The sequence below is a fragment of the Algimonas ampicilliniresistens genome (assembly GCF_030159955.1).
GTDB classification, from domain to species: Bacteria; Pseudomonadota; Alphaproteobacteria; order Caulobacterales; family Maricaulaceae; genus Litorimonas; species Litorimonas ampicilliniresistens.
Window position 1 is genome coordinate 1,142,416 of the sequence record NZ_BSNK01000002.1, and the last position, 22,237, is coordinate 1,164,652.

The 22,237-nt window shown below is 54.6% G+C and carries 26 protein-coding genes and 2 tRNA genes; 19 read left to right on the forward strand and 9 right to left on the reverse strand.

Annotated elements, in window-relative coordinates; translation table 11 throughout:
- Positions 1 to 137 precede the first annotated feature (137 nt).
- The gene (locus QQL54_RS13305) at positions 138 to 548 is read left to right on the forward strand and encodes a BLUF domain-containing protein (RefSeq protein ID WP_284391608.1); all 411 of its coding nucleotides are present in this window, start codon (positions 138 to 140) and stop codon (positions 546 to 548) included.
- A 38-nt stretch (positions 549 to 586) separates the two neighbouring features.
- Here the strand turns inward: QQL54_RS13305 and QQL54_RS13310 are convergent, their stop codons facing one another.
- From QQL54_RS13310 to QQL54_RS13325, 4 genes are all read right to left on the reverse strand, one after another.
- Positions 587 to 1,189 carry an urea carboxylase-associated family protein gene (locus QQL54_RS13310; RefSeq protein ID WP_284391611.1) on the reverse strand — a complete coding sequence of 201 codons (603 nt, stop codon included), beginning with the start codon at positions 1,187 to 1,189 and terminating at the stop codon, positions 587 to 589.
- Positions 1,186 to 1,914 carry a guanitoxin biosynthesis heme-dependent pre-guanitoxin N-hydroxylase GntA gene (gene gntA, locus QQL54_RS13315; protein ID WP_284391613.1) on the reverse strand — a complete coding sequence of 243 codons (729 nt, stop codon included), beginning with the start codon at positions 1,912 to 1,914 and terminating at the stop codon, positions 1,186 to 1,188. The genes QQL54_RS13310 and gntA overlap by 4 nt, the downstream gene beginning before the upstream one ends.
- The gene (locus tag QQL54_RS13320; RefSeq protein ID WP_284391615.1) at positions 1,911 to 2,447 is read right to left on the reverse strand and encodes a DUF421 domain-containing protein; all 537 of its coding nucleotides are present in this window, start codon (positions 2,445 to 2,447) and stop codon (positions 1,911 to 1,913) included. Before QQL54_RS13320 ends, gntA begins: the two co-directional genes overlap by 4 nt.
- Before the next feature lie 429 nt (positions 2,448 to 2,876).
- A tRNA-Leu gene (locus QQL54_RS13325) sits at positions 2,877 to 2,963 on the reverse strand.
- Between the two features lie 168 nt (positions 2,964 to 3,131).
- Between QQL54_RS13325 and QQL54_RS13330 the strand changes: the two genes are divergently transcribed.
- Positions 3,132 to 3,581, forward strand: a complete 450-nt coding sequence (locus tag QQL54_RS13330; RefSeq protein ID WP_284391620.1) for a hypothetical protein — start codon at positions 3,132 to 3,134, stop codon at positions 3,579 to 3,581.
- Positions 3,568 to 4,281 carry a lipoyl(octanoyl) transferase LipB gene (lipB, locus tag QQL54_RS13335; protein ID WP_284391622.1) on the forward strand — a complete coding sequence of 238 codons (714 nt, stop codon included), beginning with the start codon at positions 3,568 to 3,570 and terminating at the stop codon, positions 4,279 to 4,281. Before QQL54_RS13330 ends, lipB begins: the two co-directional genes overlap by 14 nt.
- Before the next feature lie 53 nt (positions 4,282 to 4,334).
- On the opposite strand, the gene QQL54_RS13340 is transcribed toward lipB, so the two are convergent.
- Both QQL54_RS13340 and QQL54_RS13345 read right to left on the reverse strand, forming a co-directional pair.
- Complete coding sequence (locus QQL54_RS13340) at positions 4,335 to 4,841, reverse strand: DUF805 domain-containing protein (protein ID WP_284391624.1); 507 nt, start codon at positions 4,839 to 4,841, stop codon at positions 4,335 to 4,337.
- A gap of 73 nt (positions 4,842 to 4,914) precedes the next feature.
- Entirely contained in the window at positions 4,915 to 5,436 is a 522-nt protein-coding gene (locus QQL54_RS13345; protein WP_284391627.1) for a DUF805 domain-containing protein, read from the reverse strand.
- Positions 5,437 to 5,557: 121 nt separating this feature from the next.
- On the opposite strand from QQL54_RS13345, the gene QQL54_RS13350 reads away from it, so the two are divergent.
- The 15 genes from QQL54_RS13350 (at position 5,558) to QQL54_RS13420 (ending at position 19,130) form a co-directional block, all read left to right on the forward strand.
- Entirely contained in the window at positions 5,558 to 5,848 is a 291-nt protein-coding gene (locus QQL54_RS13350; protein WP_284391629.1) for a hypothetical protein, read from the forward strand.
- A gap of 39 nt (positions 5,849 to 5,887) precedes the next feature.
- Positions 5,888 to 7,060 carry a quinolinate synthase NadA gene (gene nadA / locus QQL54_RS13355; RefSeq protein ID WP_284391631.1) on the forward strand — a complete coding sequence of 391 codons (1,173 nt, stop codon included), beginning with the start codon at positions 5,888 to 5,890 and terminating at the stop codon, positions 7,058 to 7,060.
- A 680-nt stretch (positions 7,061 to 7,740) separates the two neighbouring features.
- Positions 7,741 to 8,649 (forward strand): alpha/beta fold hydrolase, encoded by a 909-nt coding sequence (locus QQL54_RS13360; RefSeq protein ID WP_284391633.1) that lies wholly within the window; start codon positions 7,741 to 7,743, stop codon positions 8,647 to 8,649.
- Positions 8,650 to 8,679: 30 nt separating this feature from the next.
- A complete protein-coding gene (locus QQL54_RS13365; RefSeq protein ID WP_284391635.1) occupies positions 8,680 to 9,216 on the forward strand; it encodes a phasin family protein in 537 nt (178 codons plus the stop codon).
- Between the two features lie 6 nt (positions 9,217 to 9,222).
- Positions 9,223 to 9,867, forward strand: coding sequence for a TetR/AcrR family transcriptional regulator (locus tag QQL54_RS13370; RefSeq protein ID WP_284391637.1), 645 nt, complete (start codon positions 9,223 to 9,225; stop codon positions 9,865 to 9,867).
- A gap of 60 nt (positions 9,868 to 9,927) precedes the next feature.
- On the forward strand, positions 9,928 to 11,337 hold the full coding sequence (locus tag QQL54_RS13375) for a hypothetical protein (RefSeq protein ID WP_284391639.1): 1,410 nt from the start codon (positions 9,928 to 9,930) through the stop codon (positions 11,335 to 11,337).
- A 216-nt stretch (positions 11,338 to 11,553) separates the two neighbouring features.
- Positions 11,554 to 13,356, forward strand: a complete 1,803-nt coding sequence (locus QQL54_RS13380; protein ID WP_284391641.1) for a long-chain-acyl-CoA synthetase — start codon at positions 11,554 to 11,556, stop codon at positions 13,354 to 13,356.
- On the forward strand, positions 13,353 to 13,910 hold the full coding sequence (locus tag QQL54_RS13385) for a DUF924 family protein (RefSeq protein WP_284391643.1): 558 nt from the start codon (positions 13,353 to 13,355) through the stop codon (positions 13,908 to 13,910). The genes QQL54_RS13380 and QQL54_RS13385 overlap by 4 nt, the downstream gene beginning before the upstream one ends.
- A complete protein-coding gene (locus QQL54_RS13390; protein ID WP_284391645.1) occupies positions 13,907 to 14,350 on the forward strand; it encodes an ASCH domain-containing protein in 444 nt (147 codons plus the stop codon). The genes QQL54_RS13385 and QQL54_RS13390 overlap by 4 nt, the downstream gene beginning before the upstream one ends.
- A complete protein-coding gene (locus QQL54_RS13395; protein WP_284392496.1) occupies positions 14,347 to 14,958 on the forward strand; it encodes a DJ-1/PfpI family protein in 612 nt (203 codons plus the stop codon). Before QQL54_RS13390 ends, QQL54_RS13395 begins: the two co-directional genes overlap by 4 nt.
- 19 nt (positions 14,959 to 14,977) lie before the next feature.
- On the forward strand, positions 14,978 to 15,910 hold the full coding sequence (locus QQL54_RS13400) for an alpha/beta hydrolase (RefSeq protein WP_284392498.1): 933 nt from the start codon (positions 14,978 to 14,980) through the stop codon (positions 15,908 to 15,910).
- 11 nt (positions 15,911 to 15,921) lie between these two features.
- The gene (locus QQL54_RS13405; RefSeq protein WP_284391647.1) at positions 15,922 to 16,557 is read left to right on the forward strand and encodes a glutathione S-transferase family protein; all 636 of its coding nucleotides are present in this window, start codon (positions 15,922 to 15,924) and stop codon (positions 16,555 to 16,557) included.
- 3 nt (positions 16,558 to 16,560) lie between these two features.
- Positions 16,561 to 17,883, forward strand: a complete 1,323-nt coding sequence (locus QQL54_RS13410; protein ID WP_284391649.1) for a protein adenylyltransferase SelO family protein — start codon at positions 16,561 to 16,563, stop codon at positions 17,881 to 17,883.
- 13 nt (positions 17,884 to 17,896) lie between these two features.
- Complete coding sequence (locus QQL54_RS13415; RefSeq protein ID WP_284391651.1) at positions 17,897 to 18,574, forward strand: YceI family protein; 678 nt, start codon at positions 17,897 to 17,899, stop codon at positions 18,572 to 18,574.
- Between the two features lie 4 nt (positions 18,575 to 18,578).
- A complete protein-coding gene (locus tag QQL54_RS13420) occupies positions 18,579 to 19,130 on the forward strand; it encodes a cytochrome b (RefSeq protein WP_284391653.1) in 552 nt (183 codons plus the stop codon).
- A gap of 15 nt (positions 19,131 to 19,145) precedes the next feature.
- On the opposite strand, the gene QQL54_RS13425 is transcribed toward QQL54_RS13420, so the two are convergent.
- Positions 19,146 to 19,222, reverse strand: a tRNA-Arg gene (locus QQL54_RS13425).
- Positions 19,223 to 19,301: 79 nt separating this feature from the next.
- Between QQL54_RS13425 and QQL54_RS13430 the strand changes: the two genes are divergently transcribed.
- Positions 19,302 to 20,102: a thermonuclease family protein gene (locus tag QQL54_RS13430; RefSeq protein ID WP_284391655.1), complete on the forward strand. Its 801-nt coding sequence runs from the start codon at positions 19,302 to 19,304 to the stop codon at positions 20,100 to 20,102.
- Here QQL54_RS13430 and QQL54_RS13435 read toward each other — a convergent pair.
- Both QQL54_RS13435 and QQL54_RS13440 read right to left on the reverse strand, forming a co-directional pair.
- A complete protein-coding gene (locus QQL54_RS13435; protein ID WP_284391657.1) occupies positions 20,099 to 20,503 on the reverse strand; it encodes a hypothetical protein in 405 nt (134 codons plus the stop codon). The two genes, QQL54_RS13430 and QQL54_RS13435, sit on opposite strands and share 4 nt — an antisense overlap.
- Positions 20,503 to 22,026 (reverse strand): S41 family peptidase, encoded by a 1,524-nt coding sequence (locus tag QQL54_RS13440; RefSeq protein ID WP_284391659.1) that lies wholly within the window; start codon positions 22,024 to 22,026, stop codon positions 20,503 to 20,505. Before QQL54_RS13440 ends, QQL54_RS13435 begins: the two co-directional genes overlap by 1 nt.
- Positions 22,027 to 22,237: the final 211 nt, after the last annotated feature.

Below are 22,237 nucleotides of genomic sequence, written 5' to 3' on the forward strand. Positions count from 1 at the left end.
CTAAGGGGAACGAATTGAATATCGAACTATCTGGTGTTAATGACATTGCTGGAGGTTTTGATGGATATCGCCCCCAATAATCGATTGCTGAGTTAAATCGCTCTGACCGAGGGCACTGCTATTCCGGGTGGGAGCCTATGACAAGTCAACCAGATCGAGTGATGGTCTGGCTCTATACGAGTCAGTTCTCGACCCCTCAGAGTCAGGTTGAGATTGATCAGCTGGTCGCAGGATTTGCTGCGGAAAATAAGCGCAGAAATATTTCGGGTTTCCTTATCAGTGATGGCCGCTCAGTCATGCAGCTTCTTGAAGGGCCAGAAGGGGATACAGAGGTTTTAAAGGGAAAAATCCAAGCGGATGAGAGACATTTGAATGTCACAACGCAGCTTTGGTCAAATGAGACTATAAGAGCGTACCCTCACTGGTCACTGCGCGCCATTGCGTCTTCAGAGTATGAGGCTCTCTTTTCAGAAATTGAGTCTGCCAATTTTGTGACATTGGCAACGAGTATCGCGCAAATGTTGTTCGATGCGACCTTCGATCCTTAGACTGTCGGTCTCTCTATATCCGTCGTGAGATTGATTGGTTAGCGCGTCACAACATAGTCGATGGGCTTATACCGAAAATTGTTTGACTGCCCGGCGGAACATGCCGTCAATGCGATCTCAAGATCCATCTCAGCGCGAAAGCGGATACAGTCGCCTGGCTTACTCAGCGGCGGCCTGACCTCGATTTTTCCCGTTTCGCTATCGACGTGGACATACATGAATATGTTAAACGCGACCGGCACATCGTCGCGCGAAAGACCTAAGGGCGCGACCGCAGCGGTCAGATTTCCTTCACAACCCCGATGCGGCTCGTCCTCTGAGTAGAGCTTTCTGAACATCTCGGCTGAACACGGGGTCAGCGTAAAATCGTGCCGTCCAACCTCGTCGTGGATGATCGTCAGCATAGGATTGGATCGGTTTGAATATACGACATCCCGCACTGTCAAGAACATGCGGCTGGCATAATCTATGCTCCGGCCCGATGAGATATATTCCGACAAGTCATCGGCATTATAGGCGATCAGGTCAGAAACCTGCTCACCCTCAGGATCAATAACCGTCAGAATATCGCCTTTGGCCAAGCTTAGATGGACCCCCGACCGTGGTTGAATGCGACCTTCTATAAGCGTCGTCTTCGTCATGGTTTATCCTCGAAATCGACAGGGCAACGCCATTCTGAGCCGACGGGCCGTCCTGAATATTGTCTAGCTTCTGAACTTTCACCAAAGTCAGCAAGGTTGGGGTTGATCGACCCCTGCAAGGCTGCGTCTCTTTCACGAATTACTTTTTGGAGCTTGGCATAACGTCCATCGGCTTTGAGTGCGTTGAACTGAAGGTTTGAATTGAACACGAGCATCGTAAAAGGAGATCGACGCGCGAGCCGAGATGCGCCCGGATGCATCCCGACGATAAAGAAAGGGTGTCCCGCAAGGCTCATAGAAAAATGAGGGTTCTCAGGGTCAGGTGATGTGTTTGGGCTCCACTCATAGTCCAGATCCGCATTCATGTCAGATAGGCCCTTTAATCGGCTCCATAAAGACACTTCAAACTGGGCTTCAGTCTGATTTGGAGAATTCAGGAAGATGGCCGCAAAGGACTGAACTCGCGGATCGTCAACATTCAACTGAGTGACATATTCTTGTAGATCCAAATGCAATGATGTCTCGCAGTCAGCGCTGTCCAAGGACTCATAAATCCGAAACTCAATATTGCCTTGGACCAGCGCCGCTTTGGCTCCGACGCACGGAAAATTGTCGCTTTGGATAAATTCAATCGCTTGGGTCGCAATGGCTGTTTCACCGAGCGTCGGCGCCGTTAGTCGGTGGCTCATCTGGTTGTTCAGATGTTTTTTAATGACTTTTCTCATGCTGCAAACCTCGGCATTGTTCGCATCTGAACAGCGCTGTCTCGGCAGCCTGAATTTAAGCAAGCGTTGCCATCATCCTCGCGTCTAGCGCCGCAACTTTTGCAGCATCTGTTATCAGATTGGTGCGCCTCAACAGCGTCGATATCACCATCATCCTCTGGCAAAATAGAAAGACCGGCAACGGGTTCATCCTTCTTATAGAGGCTCAGCTGACAGCTGGGTTCAAGGATGACGAGATCAAGTTGTCCCAAATTTGAGACACCTTTTAGCCGCAACAGTTCGAGTAAGGCCCGCAGACCAAGACTGGTCGATTCAAGTTTTTGCATTTGGATGACACCGTCCTCAACAACCTTGGTCGGCTCACCCTCGACCAATTGTCGAATCCGTTTGTTGGACTGTGTCAGTTGAACAATGGCTTTGTTAAAACCTACGATCAGGGTGACCACGAGCAAACAATGAAGCAGTGGAACTTGAGGGTAAAAGGCGACGTCACCAACGGCGGAGCCTAGTGCAACGACGACAATGACGTCCATAAGAGACAGCTGAGATTTTGTACGCCGACCAAAGAAACGCAGGAGTGCAAACGTGTATGCGTAAATGATTGTCGTTCGGAATACGATTTCGAGGTAAAACAACGCTGACTGCTCGCGAGCATCATTCGACCAAGTTCAAAAGGTGTTACGGGGTCGGACACAAGCTTCCTATCGAAAGTAACGAGTCCTCAACCGATAAAACGGAAAGGCGCGGTGAGCTGTAACAACAATTATGGGTGCTAATCGTTCCGAGAGTTCTTGTTGGATCTAGTATGCAAGACAGTCAGTCCGCGACATATATGGTTGCGAATTTGGCGGTCGTGACGAGACGTCGTAAGCACATTGGCCAGAGCGTTTCTTGTTGCTCAACCGTCATGACTAAGCCTGAACGTACCCGTCGTAAAAAGAGCAGGTTCTTACAAAAGATAATGGTGCGGCCGAGAAGACTCGAACTTCCACGGGTGTTACCCCACAGCGACCTCAACGCTGCGCGTCTACCAATTCCGCCACGGCCGCACGTCTAAGGTGGCGCGCCTATAACGATGGGTGCAACGGTCTGGCAAGCGGCTTTTGCGGCTTCTATGCGATAGAGTGACAGTCGGATTGCTCAGCGATGGCTCTACATGCTTGTTAGCCCCGCTGCACACGCTTGCGATGGGTCGGCCCCCATCATATGTGCGTGGTATGAAACATCTTTTCGCTATTGCTAGCTTGTCCCTTCTTGTCGCCTGTAGCGGGGATGAAACGAAGGTAGAACAAGTCACAGAAACGCCTGAGACTGCCGCTCTGAATAAAGAATCGGTGGCCGAAATGGGTGTGCCGGCGATGGCTGACCGCATGATTGCTGATGGAAATCAACTCGGTAAGCTGCTTGCGAGCGTCGATAGTGCCGAGACCGCCGAAGCCGTTCGCCCTAATATTGAAGCGATGATCAAAGACTATAAGATCATGTTTGATCGGTTCGAGACGATGGATCAGCCGAGTTTTTCAGACATTGCAGCGCTCGCCTCTCGCGGTTCTGAATTGGCAGAGTCGCAACAGACGGTGATGGAAGAATTGCGGCGTATCTACACAAACCACCCAGAGGCCACCGAGGTGCTGCGCGAAGCGTTAGACGGTTTTGGCCGACCCTAACGTGGCTGCGGACGTAAACCCTCGGCCTGTCGTCGAGGGGGGGCGTGCAGCGCTTGTCTCTGAACAGCCCGTCGAGTGGACGCATGCGCAAGCGCCCGTCGCTTACGAAGACGCGCTTAACCAGATGGAGGCGCGGGCCGCCGCAGTCGCAGCGCATGAGGCGCGTGAGCAGGTCTGGCTGCTGGAACACCCGCCGCTCTATACGGCTGGCACGAGTGCCAATGCGTCGGATCTGGTCGATGCAAACCGATTTCCCGTTTTTCAGGCCGGAAGAGGCGGGCAATATACCTATCACGGCCCAGGCCAGCGTGTGGCCTATCTGATGCTAGATCTGCGTGACCGCGGTCGTGATGTGCGTTGCTTCGTGTCGGGTGTAGAACAGTTGGTTATTGATGCGCTGGCAGAATTCGGCGTGACGGGCGAGCGTCGCGAGGGACGGATTGGGGTTTGGGTTGCCCGCGATGACGGCACTGAAGCGAAGATCGCAGCCATTGGTATTCGTATTCGCCGATGGGTCAGTTTTCATGGGCTTTCGATCAATGTGAACCCAGATCTTTCTCACTTCGATGGGATCGTGCCGTGTGGCATTCGCGAATTCGGTGTGACGTCATTGGCTGATCTGGGTGTGCCGGCGACTCTGGCAGATGTGGACGAGGCTTTGCAGCGAAACTTCAATCGTCTCTTTGGATCTGTGCTTTAGCCATGAAAAAGCCCGCCAAAAGGCGGGCTTCAATGTTTCAGATGTGACTTATTTTAAGCCGCTGGAACGGGGCCGTACTGATTGTCGCCGCCATCTTGCTTGTTGAACATGTTAATCAGATAGGCGCTGAGAAGCGTTCCTACCAAGCTTGCGACTGCGCCCGGGATAGCCGATTCCTTAGCCATTTCACCGCTCAGTCGCATGACTTCACCCAGATCGCCTGCCTCGCCGGCGGCGTTTACAGCTGCTTCCATTTCAGGCGAGGGGCCAAGGCCCAAGGCGCCGAGAATGAACGTCAAAGCCACGCTGACGCCGATGAAGAGTAGAATGTGAGTGAGAACCATCCAGCCTGACTTGCCGGCGTCATGGCTTCGTTTGATGCCCAGGAAGACGAATGGAATGATCAAGATGATGGACGCCAGTCCAAGGATCATGGCCAAGCCAGGGCTGAAGAGCGGTATGATGCTGATGATAGCGCTGATGACGGCCAAGACGATCATGCCCTTCATATAGGCAGATGGGCCGATACGGCCGCTTGGTGAAAATAGTAGATTACCCATGGATTCTTTCCCTCTCAAGGTTGTTGAGGGGAAACTGGCAAAATTCCGCGCTTTTGCAAGAAGATTCCGACTCCTATTTTGGCGGTGGTCCGTAGCGATTGTCGTTAGGGTCGCCTTTTGTCAGCCCGACCCAGAGCGTAAAACCGATGATAAGAGCGCTGGTCGAGAGCGTCACGAGCGGGGCAGCCCCGGCCATCCGGGCCTCGTAACGGGCATTGATTTCGCGGCGAATCTCTGGGTCGATCGTCGCTTTGCGGTCATATTGGGAATAGGCGTCGAAATATTCAGCGCCGCCATTGGCGAGCATAATGATAATCAAAACGATGATGATGGCTGTCAGCACCGTGACAATCGGTAGGACGGATCGGCCGAAATCCTTCAATCGCTTGCCATAGATCGCGAAAACACCGCAAAAGAACATGGTCAGCCAGATCAGAAATCCCCAAAAGTAAACGGCGCCCCCCGTATCGTTCATGAATAGTCCAGCCTTGAACCCAACGACCAACGCAGCAAAAGCAGCCAGCGTGATCCAGAACGTTTTGCGGTCGGTCCGACCGGACGGCACGAAGAGGTGATAGAGGGCGGTCTTGATCATGGCGGCGCTTTAACCCGCCCGGTCTGACCGCGCTAGCTCGGCCCTGTGGAATCTACCGCGCCTTGACGCCGCGCCTCGCTCTGTCCATTCGCAGCGCAAACCTGCTGTTTCGGAGGATCAAATGCGCCTGTTTATCAACGTTCTCGCCCTGCTCGGACTGGCCATCGGTACAACGTCGACCTTTAATCTGTATGGCTTGCGTATGAACGCGGACGGACCGCAGGGCTTTGCCAATGTCACCGTTCCGCTCTGGGCGCTGGTTGGTTCTGCAGCAGCGATCATATTTGGCTTTATGGGGCGCATCATTGATCGGCGCGCGCCGCGTCCGGCATCAAAACTCTCCGATGCCGCTATAGCACTCGGCTTTCTGTGCGGGGCCTTAGTCCTCGCCGTGCCTTTCGTGTTCGGCTGATAACCCTTATATTGAACCTGAGTCACACGAAGGACCGACATGGGTAAAGAGCTCTTAAATTGGGAAAATGGCCGCTGGATCGGGCAAACGCTTGAGGTCGAGAACGGCGTTTGCGCCGTGCCGGGGAAGGATCTGGACGGCTATCCCAAAGACCTGCCCTACACGGATGAGGTTAAAGCCGCGACGGATCACCTCTATGAGCAAGTGTCGGATTTCATTCCTGAATTTGAATGGCCAGCCTACGCGCCGTTGGTTCACGCCATCAACGAATTAAAAAAACAGAAAAACGCAGTGGTGTTGGCGCATAATTACATGACGCCGGATATTTTCGCCTTGGTCGGTGATTATGTTGGCGACAGTCTCGGTCTCGCGATTGAAGCGACGAAGACCGAGGCGGATCTGATCATCCAAGGCGGTGTCCATTTTATGGCGGAAACGTCCAAAATCCTCTGCCCGAACAAAAAAGTGCTCATTCCATCCATGCGCGCCGGATGTTCGCTGGCGAGTTCGATCACGGGCGCGGATGTGCAACTGATCAAGCAGCGTTATCCCGGCATCCCGGTCGTGACCTATGTAAACACGTCCGCTGATGTGAAAGCGGAGAGCGATATTTGCTGCACGAGCTCTAATGCGGTGGCGATTGTCGAACACATCGCGAAGGCACGTGGTGTCGACAAAGTCATCATGTTGCCGGACGAGTTTCTAGCCAAAAACGTTGCCCGTCAGACCGATATTGAGATCATCGCGTGGCATGGTCGCTGCGAAGTTCATGCGCGGTTCTCTGCCCAAGATGTGCGCGAAATGCGCGAGGCTCATCCGGGCGTGGTCGTGCTAGCGCACCCTGAATGTCCGCCAGAAGTCGTCGCTGAGAGCGATTTTACTGGGTCGACGAAAGCGATGAGTGATTATGTCGGCGACCACAGTCCGGGCAAGGTCATCCTGCTAACCGAATGCTCGATGAGCGATAATGTTGCGATGGCCAATCCGACGGTTGATTTCGTCCGCCCCTGCAATCTTTGCCCGCACATGAAGCGGATTACGCTGGAAAACCTCTATGAATGTCTTCGTGACGAGACCAACGAAGTCCTTGTCCCGGAGCCTATGCGCGCCCGCGCCTATGACGCCGTCATGCGGATGATCGAGGTCAGCTTCCCCAAGGAAAAAGGCTATTTCGACCCGGACAGCCCGATCAAGGATGTGAGGGTTATCTAACGCTCACTGAATCTGATGGCCCACCTCCTTGTTCAGGATAATACAGGTGAGTTCAAAGAAACTCACCCCAATCCATCCCCGCCATCGATTTTCGTGTTCTCTTAGCCTCACCCGCTCCGGACACGAGAGAGTGCATTGCTTTCGGGAAGAACAGACTCCCTTGGGAGTTTGGCGGGGTTCGGTAGGCTGGGCGGTGTGCGATCTTATGCGGCGTACGCGGCTCCATCCGGCGAAGCGATTGATGATGGTTCGGGAGCGCGAACGAGTCGGCAGCGGTAAGACCCGCCCGATGCGCCCCTTCCGAAGCAGGGGGCAGGCGGGTGTGCGTCGAAAGCGCATTTCTCGTCTAACCCCCTCCCGGCGTGTGCTCATGGTGGGCCGTCGGTAGACACGACGCTTTTGATCGGGTGTGCCATCCGAGCGCGCGGACGTTTGTCTGTCGTAAAACGGTATTTCCCTTGTCATCCGTCGATGGGTGGCGTCCGCGCTCGTGTCACTCGACACTCCCGCGACACAGGCCGACCCCGTGATGGGCGGTGGGACGTTTTGCCCTGCCTTTCCCGACTGATTTTAACCTTTCACAAAGCGAGGTTAACCCATTACTACAAGGAATTAACGACGGACCAAGGCATAAGACCTGTGGCCGTAGGGACACGGTCCAGTGACCGGGAAAGACCTTAATGCCGTTTCAGCCGAACCTGCCGCGTATCTTCTTTTCGAAGATCGGCAATCAGAAGCTTCGCACAGCGATCTGGACCGGGGTGGATAAGGGTTTTGGGAAACGCACACCGCTGCTGTTTTTCAATGGCATTGGCGCCAACCTCGAAATCGCGCAGCTCTTTGCCGATACATTCACCGGTCGCGATATCATCACTTTCGACATGCCCGGAATTGGCGGGTCGCCCGATCCAACCTTCCCTTACCGTCCTTGGTGGGTTGCGAAGGCCGCCAAGCAGATCCTGACTGACAATGGCTATCACCGTGTCGACGTGTTGGGCGTGTCCTGGGGCGGCGGTCCGGCGCAGCAATTTGCATGGCAAAACAAAGCTATGACGCGACGTCTGGTGCTGTGCGCGACTTCGCCCGGTTGGACGATGGTGCCGGGTAATCCCAAAGCCTTGTCTAAGATGGCGTCGCCAAAACGCTATATTGACCGCGATTTTCTGAAGAAGAATTTTGAAACTCTCTACGGCGATGCGGCCGAGCATTCCGGTGAATTCACTGTCAATATGGTGCCGCCATCCGTGAAGGGCTATCTGTTCCAGCTCGGCGCTATGATGGGGTGGTCGTCCTTACCGATTGCTCGCCGCATCCGGGCACGGACGCTCATCATTATGGGCAGCAAGGATCATATTGTCCCGCCAATCAATGGTCGTATCCTGCACGCCCTCTATCGCCGGTCTCGTCTGGAAATTATCGATGGCGCAGGTCATCTATTCCTGCTGACCCGCCGGGAAGAGACCGTTGACCTCATTCGTGATTTCTTCAGCGAACCCGAAATGCCGATCCCGCATGCCGAACCGGTCGAAGTGCCGTCCGTCGCGGCGAGCTTCGTTCACGCCAACGATTCGGCTCGCGCCCACGCTTAGTTTCTAACCCCGCAACCAAAGGACACCGCCATGGCCGACGATAAGAACCCGAAAAAAACGAGTGACATGGCACGACGTATCTGGCTCGCGGGGATTGGCGCGTATGGCAAGGCGTTCGAAGATAGCCGCGAAGCCATTCGTGGTTTGAGCGGTAATCTGAGCGGATCATCGTCTGATGTGTTTGAAAGCCTCGCCGAAAAGGGTGAGAAGCTGGAAATGGCGGCCAAAGTCAAAGGGGCGCAACTGGCCGGTAAGGCATCCGATCTGAACGATAGCCTGGGCATTGATGACCGGATTCAGGCCATGCGCGATCGCCTTTCAGGCGGATCGTCCGATGATCGGATCGACGCCGTTGAAGCGCGCCTGACCAGTATCGAAGCGAAACTCGACGCCCTTCTAAAGGCGAGCCCCTCGCCAAAGCGGACGACGACGCGCAAGACCACAGCGAAAAAGGCGACCACCAAAAAAACGCCTGCCAAGAAGGCGCCTGCCAAGAAGGCGCCTGCCAAGAAGGCGCCTGCTAAGAAAGCGGCGACAAAGAAACCAGCGACAAAAAAGACGAGCTGATCTGTTATGTCAGAGGAACGGCCAGCCCGATCCAAGACTAAGGATACGATCCTTCGCACCGCGCTGGCCCTGTTCAATAATGAGGGCGAACATGCGGTGAGTTCGGTCGACATCGCCTCGGTCATCGGGATCTCACCAGGTAATCTCTATTACCATTACAAAGGCAAAGAGCCGATTATTCGCGAGCTGTTCTCGGATTTCGAGATTGAGCTGCGTCAGGTTCTGAGCGCCCCGATTAGTGAGCCGTTGGCTCTGCAGGATAATTGGATATTCCTCTATATTATCTTTGAGGAAATTTGGGATTTCCGCTTTTTTTATCGCAACCCGACCGAATTGATCGACCGCGTGCCTGAACTGAAGGTTCCGTTTTCTCGGCTTCTAGGGCTGAAAGAGCGAACAGCGTTTTCGTTGCTGTCCGACTTGGAAGAGGGTGGGCATCTAGCGTTTGGTGAGGGGGAAAAAGCGGCGCTCACAGCGCGTCTGGCGCAGCATTTTACCTTCTGGCTTCAATATCACAGTCTGCGCGAGGGTGAGGTGCCAACCAAGGCTCTGATCGACCGGGGTGTCTATCAAAGCCTGTCCATGATCTCACCCTATTGGGCGCACGGCTCAGGATTTGCAGAGTTGCTGCATGAGGCAGAGCCGGCGTGATGAACCGCAGATTAACGCTGATGTCAGCCAAGCCTCAGTCTGACTAGCATAAGGAGCCCTATGAAAAATCGTTCTGTGATCGTCCTGTCTGCCACCGCGCTGTTTATATCAGCCAGTTCTACAGTGATGGCTCAGACCTACAGCACTGGCTCGCAGAGTTACGGATCAGCGCAATCATCGGCCAACTATCAGCGCGGTTCCAACGATTTGTCTTTCCCGGATATTCCGGCCGACCAAATTGCTGATGATGTTGTCACCGAATATAATTCTCGAACAGGGGCAGCGGAACAGGTCGCCCCGACCTTCGATCCCTTCGAAGAAGATGACCGGCTCGCTGCGACCGTCAATCTGCGTAGCACTGTCTCAGCCCGGGATCTGAATAACGACCCGTTGACTGACGGTGTTCTGTTAGAGGTCGAACTCTTTTACACGGACACAGGCGATCGTTCGTTTGGGCGCATGCGGGATGCTGTGTTTTTGAACGGCGAAACGGTCCCGATCATCCGTCGCGATAGTCATGAGTTGGAATGTTCATCCCGTGTGACAGAAACGATCTATCATCATGATCGGTATTACAGGCCCGGCTATGGCGGATTGTCAGGTATTCCACCGATTTATTTCGGGCATAGAGGCTTTGATTATGGCTACGGTTATGGTGGGCATGGATATGGCGGTTACGGCCCGACCTATCCGCGACCTCGTCCACGGCCTAGACCGAGACCAAGACCCAGACCTCGCCCCGGAACCGATACACCGACACCACACGTGCCATCTATTGTTGATGATAGCGGGCAAGGGCGTCCACGCGGTCGTGCGGACTATTTCAAGAATGGCCGCAAGACCGGCACAAAGCCAAAGCCGGATCGTCGACCCCGTCGACCGAGTCGCGTCGATCCATCTGTAACCACGCCGTCTGTGACGCCTGATCGCGTCGCACGGCCGACACCGCGTCCGACTGAGAGAGTGAGGCGTCGTCCAGAGACACGTGACCCGGCACCGACAGTCCGCCGCCGAACACCTCGACCGTCAGTTGTCCGTGAACCTCCGTCGCGACCCGTGTCTCGCCCCACCCCTCCAAGGGTGGCCAAGCCAGCCCCTAAGCCTACCGTCCGGCCACCTGTCAGCCGCCCGCGCCCGGCTCCGCCTCAGCGCGACAAGGGTCCACGGCCGGATCGGACGCAGTCAGAAAAGCCCGCCGATACGTTCGATGAGTTCCAAATGTTTCCAGGTGATGGACGCAGTGATTCTATCGTTGTGAGTTCAGAGCGCGATTGCGCGCGACGGGATCAGCTTGTCTTATTCATTCCGAATGAGCGGCTCGACGCCGCTCGGTTTGACGGCATGACGCTGATCCTGCGCGATGTGACCTATAATCAACGCTCTGGCCAGACGACGGTTTATGATGAGCAACCGCTCTATATTCCGCCAAACTATATTGAAGGTTTCCGGCTCGCCTCCACGCGCCCTTGAGGCATCTGTGAGGGGACTGGCACTCTGCTTGCAAGAAGGTTTAGGAACCCAACAGCGTGTGTCCCACGCACCTGAAAACGGGTCCCGCAATGTCAGCCTTCCTCCCAAAGGTTGCTAGTGTGCTAGTCACGAAAAACCTCGCCGTTCGTGCGGGGTTTTTCTTTGTCTGATCTTGCCTTAAGGACGCTCGAACATAGACAAGGACCGGGTAAATTCATGATCTCCACTCTGCGGCGTGAAGCGAAATATTTGTCGGGCATGTTACGCATGCTCAAATCGGTCAAAACCGTCGATGCGAGCTCCAATCACCTGCTTGCAGATGAGCTGGAGATGCGGGTCGATGCGTTCGGTTCCAATGTAGCTTTCATCGAAGATGAGCGTCAGTGGACCTATGATGAGACCGAAGACTATGCCAACCGCGTGGCGGGTTGGTGCGAAGCGAACGGCATTGGCAAAGGCGATACGGTCGCCGTCTTTGTGCGGAATCGTCTCGAATATGTGGCGCTCTGGTTCGGTCTGACCAAACGCGGCGTGATTCCCGCTCTGATCAACTTCCAACTTTCCGGCAACGCGTTGGCGCATTGCGTCAATATCAGCGAGGCGTCCCATGTTGTCGTCGATGTCGATCTGATCGAGGGATGGAAAAGCGCGCGTGAACATTTGAATGATGGGCTGATCGAATGGGCCGCGTTCGGAGAGGTCCCCAAGGGGCATAAGCGGCGCATGAAGACATTCGACGCGGCCTTGCTGGACATTGTGCCGCATCGCCCCGCCAAATCTACCCGCGAAGGTCTCAAGGCTGGCGGGCAGGGGATGAAGATGTTCACCTCGGGGACGACGGGTCTGCCTAAGGCGGCCAAAGTCACTCATGTGCGGGCACAGAACTATATGCGCGGTCTGGGCGCTGGCGCGAGGGCGAGTGCGAAAGACCGGATGATGCTGGTTCTGCCCCTCTATCATGCCACAGGCGGTTTGGTCGGAATGGGCGCAGCCTTTTCCAATGGCGGAGCCTGTATCATCCGACCAAAATTTAGCGCGTCGACCTTCTGGGACGAAGCGGTGAGCCAGGGTGCAACCATGTTCACTTATGTTGGAGAGCTGTGTCGGTTCCTCCTGTCTACACCGCCGCATCCGCTAGAAAACGCGCACAAAATTCAGTGGATCGTCGGTAACGGCTTGCGCCCCGAAGTTTGGGAGAGCTTTGTCACTCGGTTCAACATCCCGCACGTCATCGAATTTTACGGAGCGACGGAAGGGAATGTCAGCCTAATCAATCTCGATGGTCCCATCGGTGCGGTTGGGCGTGTGCCGTCCTACCTGAAATGGAAGTTTAACATCGACATCATTCGCTATGATGTTGAGACAGGCGAAAATCCGCGCGGATCTGATGGGTTTTGCCTGCGTGTCGACGATGATGAAGTCGGAGAAGTGATTGGCGAAATTCGCGAAGATGATCCGCGTTTCCGCTTTGACGGCTATGAAACCAAAGAGGCGACGCAGAAAAAAATCTTACGCAATGTATTCAAACCGGGCGACGCATGGTTCCGTACGGGTGATCTGATGAAGCGAGACGCCTATGGCTATTATTATTTCATGGACCGGGTGGGTGATACGTTCCGCTGGAAAGCAGAAAATGTCGCAACGAATGAAGTTGCGGGCACTCTATCTGGCTTTGAAGGCATTACCCAAGCCAATGTCTACGGTGTCGAAGTTCCAGGCTATGACGGTCGTGCCGGTATGGCGTCTCTTGTTTCAGAAACACCGCCCGACCTCGCAAAGCTGAAAGCCTATCTTGATAAAGAATTGCCGCATTATGCGCGGCCCGTGTTCCTACGCTTGAGTAGCGAGTCTGAAACGACCTCAACGTTCAAGTTCAAGAAGACGAATCTCGTCAAAGCCGGCTTTGACCCTGACCGGATTACGGAGCCTGTCTATTTCTGTAATCCGCAGACAAAAGCTTATGAACGCATAGACGTGGATGTTTTTGAGAAGATCAACAGTGGGGCCATCAGGCTTTGATCACGCCTTCAGACGTTCTCGACTTTTGGTTCGCAGATGAAACCAAGGCACATTGGTTCAACAGTACGCCTAGCTTTGACGCTGAGATTAGCCAGACGTTTCAAGCTGCGGCTGAGACGCTCGCCAAAGGACCGTTTCCACATCCAGTTTGGGAAGCCGACGCGCAGAGTGCCCTAGCTCTTATCATTATGCTGGACCAGTTCCCGCGAAATATGTTCCGCGGGTCGCCTCGTGCCTTTGCTTGGGACGGGCATGCCTTGGGCGTTACAGACCGTATGGTTGATAGCGGCTGGGACTTGGAAATCCCTACGAAAAAACGGTCTTTCGTCTATATGCCTCTTATGCATGCTGAGGATCTGACGGCGCAGAACCGATGTGTCGAGCTGTCCGGGTCGCGATTAGATGATGGTGGCAGCACACTGCGACACGCCAAGGCGCACCGCGATGTGATTGAGAAATTTAGGCGCTTTCCATATCGGAATGCTGTTTTGGGACGTGACAGTACGCCGGAGGAATACGACTTTCTGAAAAACGGTGGGTATGATCCATCATGAACGCTGAAACGCTATGGGCAGACTATTGCGCTGCAATCGGTGAAAGTGGTCCTGTTCCGCCAATCGATGTTTTCGGCGACAATCCTGTTATGAATGACGAGTTGCTGGATTTAGTTCTAGAGGGAACGAAGCGCGCAACCTGTTGCCTAGCCAGGGACTTTGCCGAGGGTGATCAGCCCAAAATTGGTGATTATTGGATTATTGCTGATGGAGCAGGCACGCCGCGCGCTATAATCCGCACCTGCCATATTGAGCTTAAAGCGATTTGTGATGTGGACGATAGTTTCGCCCATATAGAAGGCGAAGGTGACAAGTCGCTCGCCTATTGGAAGACTGAGCATGATGCTTATTTCCAGCGGCAGGCAACCGCTGAGGGCTTTGTGTATGATGATAGTATGATCGGAATTTGCGAACAGTTTGATTGTGTGTGGCCGCAATGAAATCTGTCGGTATTCTCATTTTCGACGATGTCGAAGAGCTGGATTTTGTCGGACCTTGGGAAGTCTTCCAGATGGTCAATGAGGTGGCGGGACATCGCGGTGATCCAGAGCCTCTACACAATTTACTAATCTCGCGGGATGGCTCGGACATTACAGCTGTGAAGGGCATGCGCGTTGGAGCGCATACTTCTATGACTGATGTGGATGCGTTGGACGTCATCTTGATCCCCGGCGGGCTGGGGACCCGCACAGTCATTGAGGATCCCGAAATCATGGCGTGGGTTCAGGCGATTGCGCCTGATTGTGAATGGGTCACGTCTGTCTGCACAGGGGCGTTTGTTCTGGCTAAGGCAGGCCTTCTGAAAGGGCGGCGGGCGGCCACGCATTGGGCGGCGTTCAACGAATTTGATCGCTTGAAGCTGGACGGAGAGCTTGTGCCGCATGTGCGCTATGTTCGTGACGGAAACGTAGTCACCGCGGCCGGTGTTTCAGCCGGGATCGACATGTCGCTCTGGCTAGTCGGCCAATGGTTCGATCCACAAATGTCACGGGATGTTGCCCGCGCCATGCAATATGATCCGGTTCCGCCTTACGCGGCGGACCTTTGATCGCTATCTAAACATCGTGATGACCCCCAAAGCCTTTCTCGAGTCTCTGTCTGAGGCTGTATCGGAGCAGTTTTCAAAACTGACCCCGGACGATCAATTTCTGGATCGCTTTCAAGATAATTTTCGTCGTATGACGCGCCGTTTTGATGCGCCGGGCCCTGAAGTGCGTTCGAAGGACGAATTTCAAATTGACGACGTCACTGTAAAATTATTCGTGCCGTTTGGCCCAATCCCTGAACTGGGACCGACGCTGATCTATGCGCATGGTGGCGGGTTTGTGACCTGCGATACGGAAACGCATGAAGGCATTATTCGCCGCCTCGCCAATGCATCGCTCTGCCGGGTTCTTTCGGTCGAGTATCGGCTGGCCCCTGAACATCCATTTCCAGCCGCACCGGATGATGTGAAGACAGTTGTCGATTGGGCTCTTTCTGGGAGCGGAACGTCTCGCGGGATTGATCCGGACAGTATTGCGATTGGCGGCGACAGTGCCGGGGGCAATATGGCGGCGTGGATTGCGCAAGTTTATCGTGACCAGATCAAGGCGCAGATCTTGTTCTACCCGTTAATGCAGCTGCAAGACATTAAGCCATCCAATCCAGGGCCGCAGGATTGGCTGCAAATCGGTGCCGTGGCCCTGAAATATATTCAGGAAAATTATGTCGCTGGGGCCGATCCAAAAGACCCGAAAGTGTCGCCTTTGTTCGAAGACGATCTCGACAAGCTACCCCCTGCCTGGGTGCTGACATGTGGCCTTGATCCCTTACGGGACGAAGGCAAACTCTATTATGAAAAGATGGAAGAAGCGGGCAATCAGGTCGAACATCGGTATGAAAAGACGATGCCGCACGGCTTTCTGAATTTCGCCAAAGCTTTTCCCAAAGCCAACACTGTTCCGCTGGAGGCCGCAGAGTTTCTTCGACATCAGTTTCCTCGCCTTCCGCAACCCTAGAAAGTCATTTTATGACCACGCTCTATTACCATCCTTTGTCTAACCCATCGCTCTATCCTGTCTTTATCGCGGAAGCGTCTGGCCTCGATTATACGCGCAAGGTGGTGAATTTGCAGACGCAGGAGCAAAAGAGCGACGATTACCTATCCGTGAACCCTTTTGGACGAGTGCCCGCCATGGTCGACGATGATCTGGCAATTGGGGAAAGTAGTGCCATTGGGCGGTATCTGGCGCGCAAGTCAGGCAGCGACATTTATTCCGAAGATATGCGCGAAGCCGCTTTGATCGATCAATGGGTCGAGTTCGTGGTCCATCACATCCGCATCAATGTTGGACGGATCAACTTCAACCGATTCATCGCCCCCATGGTTGGGGCTGAACCGGATCAGGCCTCAATTGATTTAGGGCTTCGGTTTTTGGCTGACAATCTACCTCATATTGAGGTGGCTTTGAGTGGTGACGGGCATTTGCATGGCGATCGGCTAACTTTGGCAGATATTGCTCTCGTCGCAGCCTTTGAACCGCAGCACGTTGCGAAGATCGACATCTCATATGCGCCCGTCCTGTCCGAATGGTTGGAGCGTATGCGTCAGGAGCCTTGGTATCAGGCAGTTCATACGCATTTCGGTGCGGAACTCGGTCTGTAGCAAATGTTCAAACCCGAGCAGTCAATATTGGAGCTCGGCGAAGACTTCTATGACGGTGTCGTCCCGGCGCAGTTTCCTCAACACACACTCCGCTATGCGGATGACCATAGTGCGGCGTCGCTTGGCTTGAATGATATCGATTGGGTCGCCCGTTTTGGGCGGTTCAACCCCTTTGAGGGATCACTGCCTGAGCCGCTGGCTCTGCGTTATCACGGTCATCAATTTCGTAATTACAATCCAGAGATCGGTGACGGGCGCGGCTTTCTCTATGCGCAGTGCCGGGATGCAAATGGGCGATTGCTCGACTTTGGCACTAAAGGCTCAGGCCAGACGCCATTTTCACGGCGCGGCGACGGACGGCTGACCCTATTAGGCGGTGTGCGTGAAGTGCTCGCAACGCGCTATCTTGAACATCTCGGCGTCAACACATCGCGCAGTTTCTGTCTGATTGAGACCGGCGAGGAACTTCAGCGTCATGACGAGCCGTCGCCGACTCGTTCTGCTGTTCTGACGCGGTTGCAGCACAGCCATATTCGCTTCGGTACATTTCAGCGGCAGGCGTTTTTTGGACGGACGGATAATCTCGAAGCTTTGGTCGATTATTGCCATCGCTACTTCTATCCTGACATCAACCGCCCTGCGGATTTGTTGCGTGCCGTTGCAGTCCGCAGCGCTGACTTGGTCGCGAGTTGGATGGCGGCCGGCTTCGTACACGGCGTCATGAATACGGATAATATGAACATCACTGGCGAGGTTTTTGACTTCGGCCCTTATCGGTTCCTGCCACATTACGACCCGGCGTTCACGGCGGCTTATTTCGATCATTCCGGGCTTTATGCCTTCGCTCGCCAGCCTGAAGCGATGGGTTGGAATTTGGGCCAGTTGGCGCAAAGCTTGTCCCTGATCGAAGAGGACGATGCGCTGATTGATGCACTGCGAGCCTATGCTGACAATTATGAAGCTGCGCTAGTTCAGAATATGGCTCGGCGTTTACGAATTGAGATGCCCAAAGACGGTGCCGCCTTCGTCAAACTGACATTTAATGTCTTGGACAAAAGTCGGGTGAGCTGGCCGAATTTTTTCCACGACTGGTCCGGTGGTGCAGCCCGTGCGCCGCTTCAGGATTATCCCGATAGTGTCTGGGGCGACTGGAAAGCGGCCTATGCAGCTTTGAGCCCCACAGGGCCGCGCCCCGCAACCGAACGCCCCGCAACCTTGCTGTACGAAGAGATCGGCGCGCTATGGGACACGATCGCTAAAGCTGATGACTGGTCACATTTTCGCGACAAACTGGCGTCATATGATCGCCGTAACTATAGCGAGTGAAACGGAGAGACTTATGAGACATTTGATTATTTTGGCCGCACTTCCGGTATTGATGGCCTGTGCTGACGCTGAACCCCGTGTCGAGGCCGACGCCGTTGACCCATCCACGGCTGTGGCGGGCGAGGTCGAAAAGTCTGAAATGGCAGATATGGGCCCCGGTGTTGACCTGACTACTTTGCCAGCGGGCGCGTATTCTGCGGAAATGGGTCACGCCTACATCCAGTTCTCCTATGATCATCAGGGCTATTCGCGCCCAATCCTGCGTTGGAGTGATTTCGATGCAACGGTCAATTACGATCCTGAAACCCCAGAAAATTCTACGCTTAACGTGGTCATTCCAGTCGCATCCATTGATAGCAATGTGGACGCCTTTAATACGCATCTGAAAAGCGCGGACTTCTTCGATGTGGCGACATATCCGACCATCACATTTGCAAGCACCAACGTTGAAATTCATCCGGGTGGCCATGGTATTGTTACCGGAAACCTGACCATCAAAGACGTTACGCGTCCGATCAGCTTTGAAGGCACGATCAATAAAATCGGGAAATCGCGCAGCGGGACCGACATGTTTGGTCTGTCTGGTACGGGCAAACTGAAGCGGTCGGATTTTGGTGTTGATCTCTATGCGCCACTCGTCGGTGACGATGTTGATCTGGTCATGGAAGTTGAATTCCAGAAAGACGAGTAGGTCTTTGTCGGTCCGATATAATAAAGTCGCAATCGTCCTGCACTGGACGATTGCGCTGCTGATTATCGGGTTGATCCTTTTTGGTCTGCTAATGACGCAAGAGTGGATGCCCAACCGCTTCGCCATCTATCAGTGGCATAAGAGCATTGGGATGACGGTCTTGGTTTTATCGCTCGCTCGCTTGCTCTGGCGACTCGGTCATCGACCACCGCCTCTGCCCGACGCCATGCCGGGTTGGCAGCGTAGGGCCAGCCACTTTATGCATGGGGCTTTTTACGCACTGATGTTCGCGATGCCATTGCTAGGCTGGGCCATGGTTAGTGCGTCAGACTTACCGATCCCGACCGTAATTTATGGCCTGATGACTCTGCCAGATATGCCGGGCGTGTCTGAGTCCAAGGCCTCGGCAGAGCGGTTCAAGTTCCTGCACGAAATCGGAGCTAAACTCTTCATTGCTCTAATCTTTTTGCATGTCGGCGCGGCGCTGAAACATCACTTTACCGACCGTGATGACGTGCTGAAACGCATGGCCCCCTGGGTGAAAACACGCCGCTAAACTAACCATTTGAATTGGCGACCCCGGGTGGATTCGAACCACCGGCCCCCAGATTAGGAATCTGGTGCTCTATCCGACTGAGCTACGGGATCGTGAGCCCGAACTAGCGAAGGGCGCGCAGAACGCCAAGTCGGATTCGACAGTGGCGTAAGCGAAGCGTAGCATCCCTCTGTGGCGAACGTCCCTCATATCACACGCCGAGCCGGGCTGATCGGTGGCGCTGGAGCGGCCTTGGCACTGTCCGGGACTCTCTCAGGTGCCTTACGCGCGGCGGACCTGAAATCAGGTGAGGTGGATGAGGTCGCATCCGTATCTAGCGGGCAAACGGTGACGCTTGCCTCTGGTCTACAGGTCCGTTTGGCCGGCATCATGACACCCAAGCGATCTGAGCCTTGGGGCCGCGAAGCGCGCGAGGGTCTGTCTGGGCTTTTGCGTGGACGGCGCGTGCGGCTTTCATATGGCGGCGACACACGTGACCGCTATGACCGAGCGCTGGCGCAAGTTCACACGCTCGCGCCTGACGGGCTGCAGGATTTATGGGTGCAAGCTGAACTGATCCGGCTCGGCCTAGCGCGGGTCTATACATGGCCGGATGAGGAAATAGACGCGGCGACGCTATATTCGATTGAACGGGAGGCGCGGGAGCAAGGACGCGGGCTGTGGAGTCATACTGATTACGCTGTGCGCGACCCGGACCCGAATAGCCTCGCTCAAAAGGTCGATAGTTTGCAGCTAGTCGAAGGCATTGTGACGAGCACGGCTGATGTGCGCGGCCGCGCCTATCTCAATTTTGGTGCTGACTACCGCACGGATTTTACTGTCGCCGTCGCCAAGAAACACCGGAAACGGTTTAAAACACTCGATCCTATTGGCTTGGAAGGCGCGCAGGTTCGTGTCCGGGGCTGGATTGAGCTGACAAACGGTCCCATGATCTGGGCCAGTCATCCCGCCCGGATCGAAGTGCTGAGCTAGATTTCATTGGGTAAGCGCCGACAGAGAATATCGGGCGGAAACAGTAGAACGGGTGCATCACCCACTTGGGCATCAGGAACTAATCGGCAGATTGAACCCTGCTCAGTCTCGGTGAGTTCGAGTCGGAAAACTACGTCGGGCACTAAAACTGGTTGACCAATCGCGGATCCTCGTCCGCGATCCTGCGCCGTCAATCTGTCCGTTCGTGTCAGCGTTCCTACGTCAACGATATAGTCAGGCCCGAGCGTGTCGAACACATAGGTGCGGATCAGGTCTCGCGTCGCATTGTCCGGCTGATCGGTCAGGGTCGCGCTATAGATTGCACTGTCCATCTTGTCGGTCTGGGTTACGCAACCCAGCAGACATGTCGCCAACGCGAAGCAGGTGACCCTAAGCAGCATTACGGATTAATCCGCCGAGTCCGCGCAATCTCCCGCGCTTGTAGCCGTGGATCATTCATCAAATCCAACTCAGGGTCGGATGCTGTTTTCTGTGCGGCGTCGCCGACGAATTTTTCCTGCGGAACAGTACCTGCCGGGCAAGACCCGGTTTCCGCATAGGCTACAGCCGTTGAGAGAAGCGCTTCGGTGGGATCGCCGAGCGCGCGTGTGAAATCATCGCTGACACGGCAACCCGGCATCACACCACCGATGGTCCCAACAGCCTGTCCAGGCGCGAACCCGTCAGCATAATCGCCGAAGTTCTTAGAATTCACGCCCCGGAATTGGATCGTGAAATAGGTCGTCCCGCAATTATCCGTCGCGTAGAAGCCGTAGGGCTTGCCGCAAGTGCGGTTGCCGATTTGAATGACCTCGACATCGATGCCGCGAAGACCGTTGATTACCGCTTCGCTGGCCGAACAGGATCGGCCTGTGGTCAGAACGAATACCCGTGGTTTAGAGACTGACGGCGCCTGTCGTGATTGAGGGACCGTTAAGCCGCGACCCGTCGTGTAAAAGGGGGTCGGCGCGATCGGCTGGCCGGTGACTGGGTTCGTCCCAGCCGCCTTATCATTGAACTGCAAGGTCTCGAAATTCAGCCCGTTTGTCTGGGCAGGGCCAGCAATCATGTAGGAGAGTTGCGACGCAATCGTGAGCAGGCCCCCGCCATTATAACGAAGGTCGAGCACAATATCATCGATATTGGCGGCTTGGAGTTGATCAAACGCGTCGAACAACGCCTCTTCTGCTGTCCGCGGAGAGAAGGTCGTAAAGTGGACATAGCCATAGGTTCGCCCATTCTGGTCGAAGGTCGACACAACATTGACTGGGTCTTCAGTAATGATCTGAGAGGTGAGGCTGATCGTCTCGCGCGTTCCGTCTAAGCGTTCAATGACGAATGTGTGGACCTCACCCGCCGCCTCCGGAAATAACCCAGCGTTTAGTGCAATCGTATTTGAACCAGTCTGGACGTCGACGCCATCAACGGTGATCAGTTTAACGCCCCGGACCAACCCAGCATTGGTCGCTGGCGTATTGGCTTCGACATAAGCGATGCGAATGTCACGCGGCGGTGTTGACTGGATCAGTGAGAACTCGGCTCCATATCCCGCACTTGCGCCAGATGTTGTCAACTGCAGCCAATCGGCGCTGTCATAGGTGAAGTGGAATCGGTCTTTGGGATTGCCGCTGGCTGTCGTCGCCGTGGTGCGGAGTTCATCGAAATAGGACAGAGCCGTTGTGAAGTCGTTCGGATTTCGGTCGGTGATTTCATTGTACCAGAGATAGGTTTCATCCGACCATGACCGAAGCCAGAACAACTCATCGGACAGTATGCCGGACCGATCTGGGAATGCCGTCCCGCTGGCATCGCTACCCGCCCTCGGGGTAGCACAGAGATCTTTGAAAGACGAAGCGGCTGCGAACTGACCCTGCGTCCATACATTGTTTTGCGAGGAGGGTGGTGTTGTGGGCGTTGGCGTCACACTCTGTGGTGTTGAAGAGCCTCCCCCACCCCCGCAAGCGGCCAAAAGCGAAGCTCCGGTAAGGCCTATCAAACTCTGCATGATGGAACTGAGCCTTAGCGTCATCGTCTACTCCACATCGCGATAAGCTCTACCTCTGAACGTAAAAAGGCCCCCGAACAAGCGAGGGCCTTATCACATTGACAGTTTGACCGATCTGGTCTGAACTCAA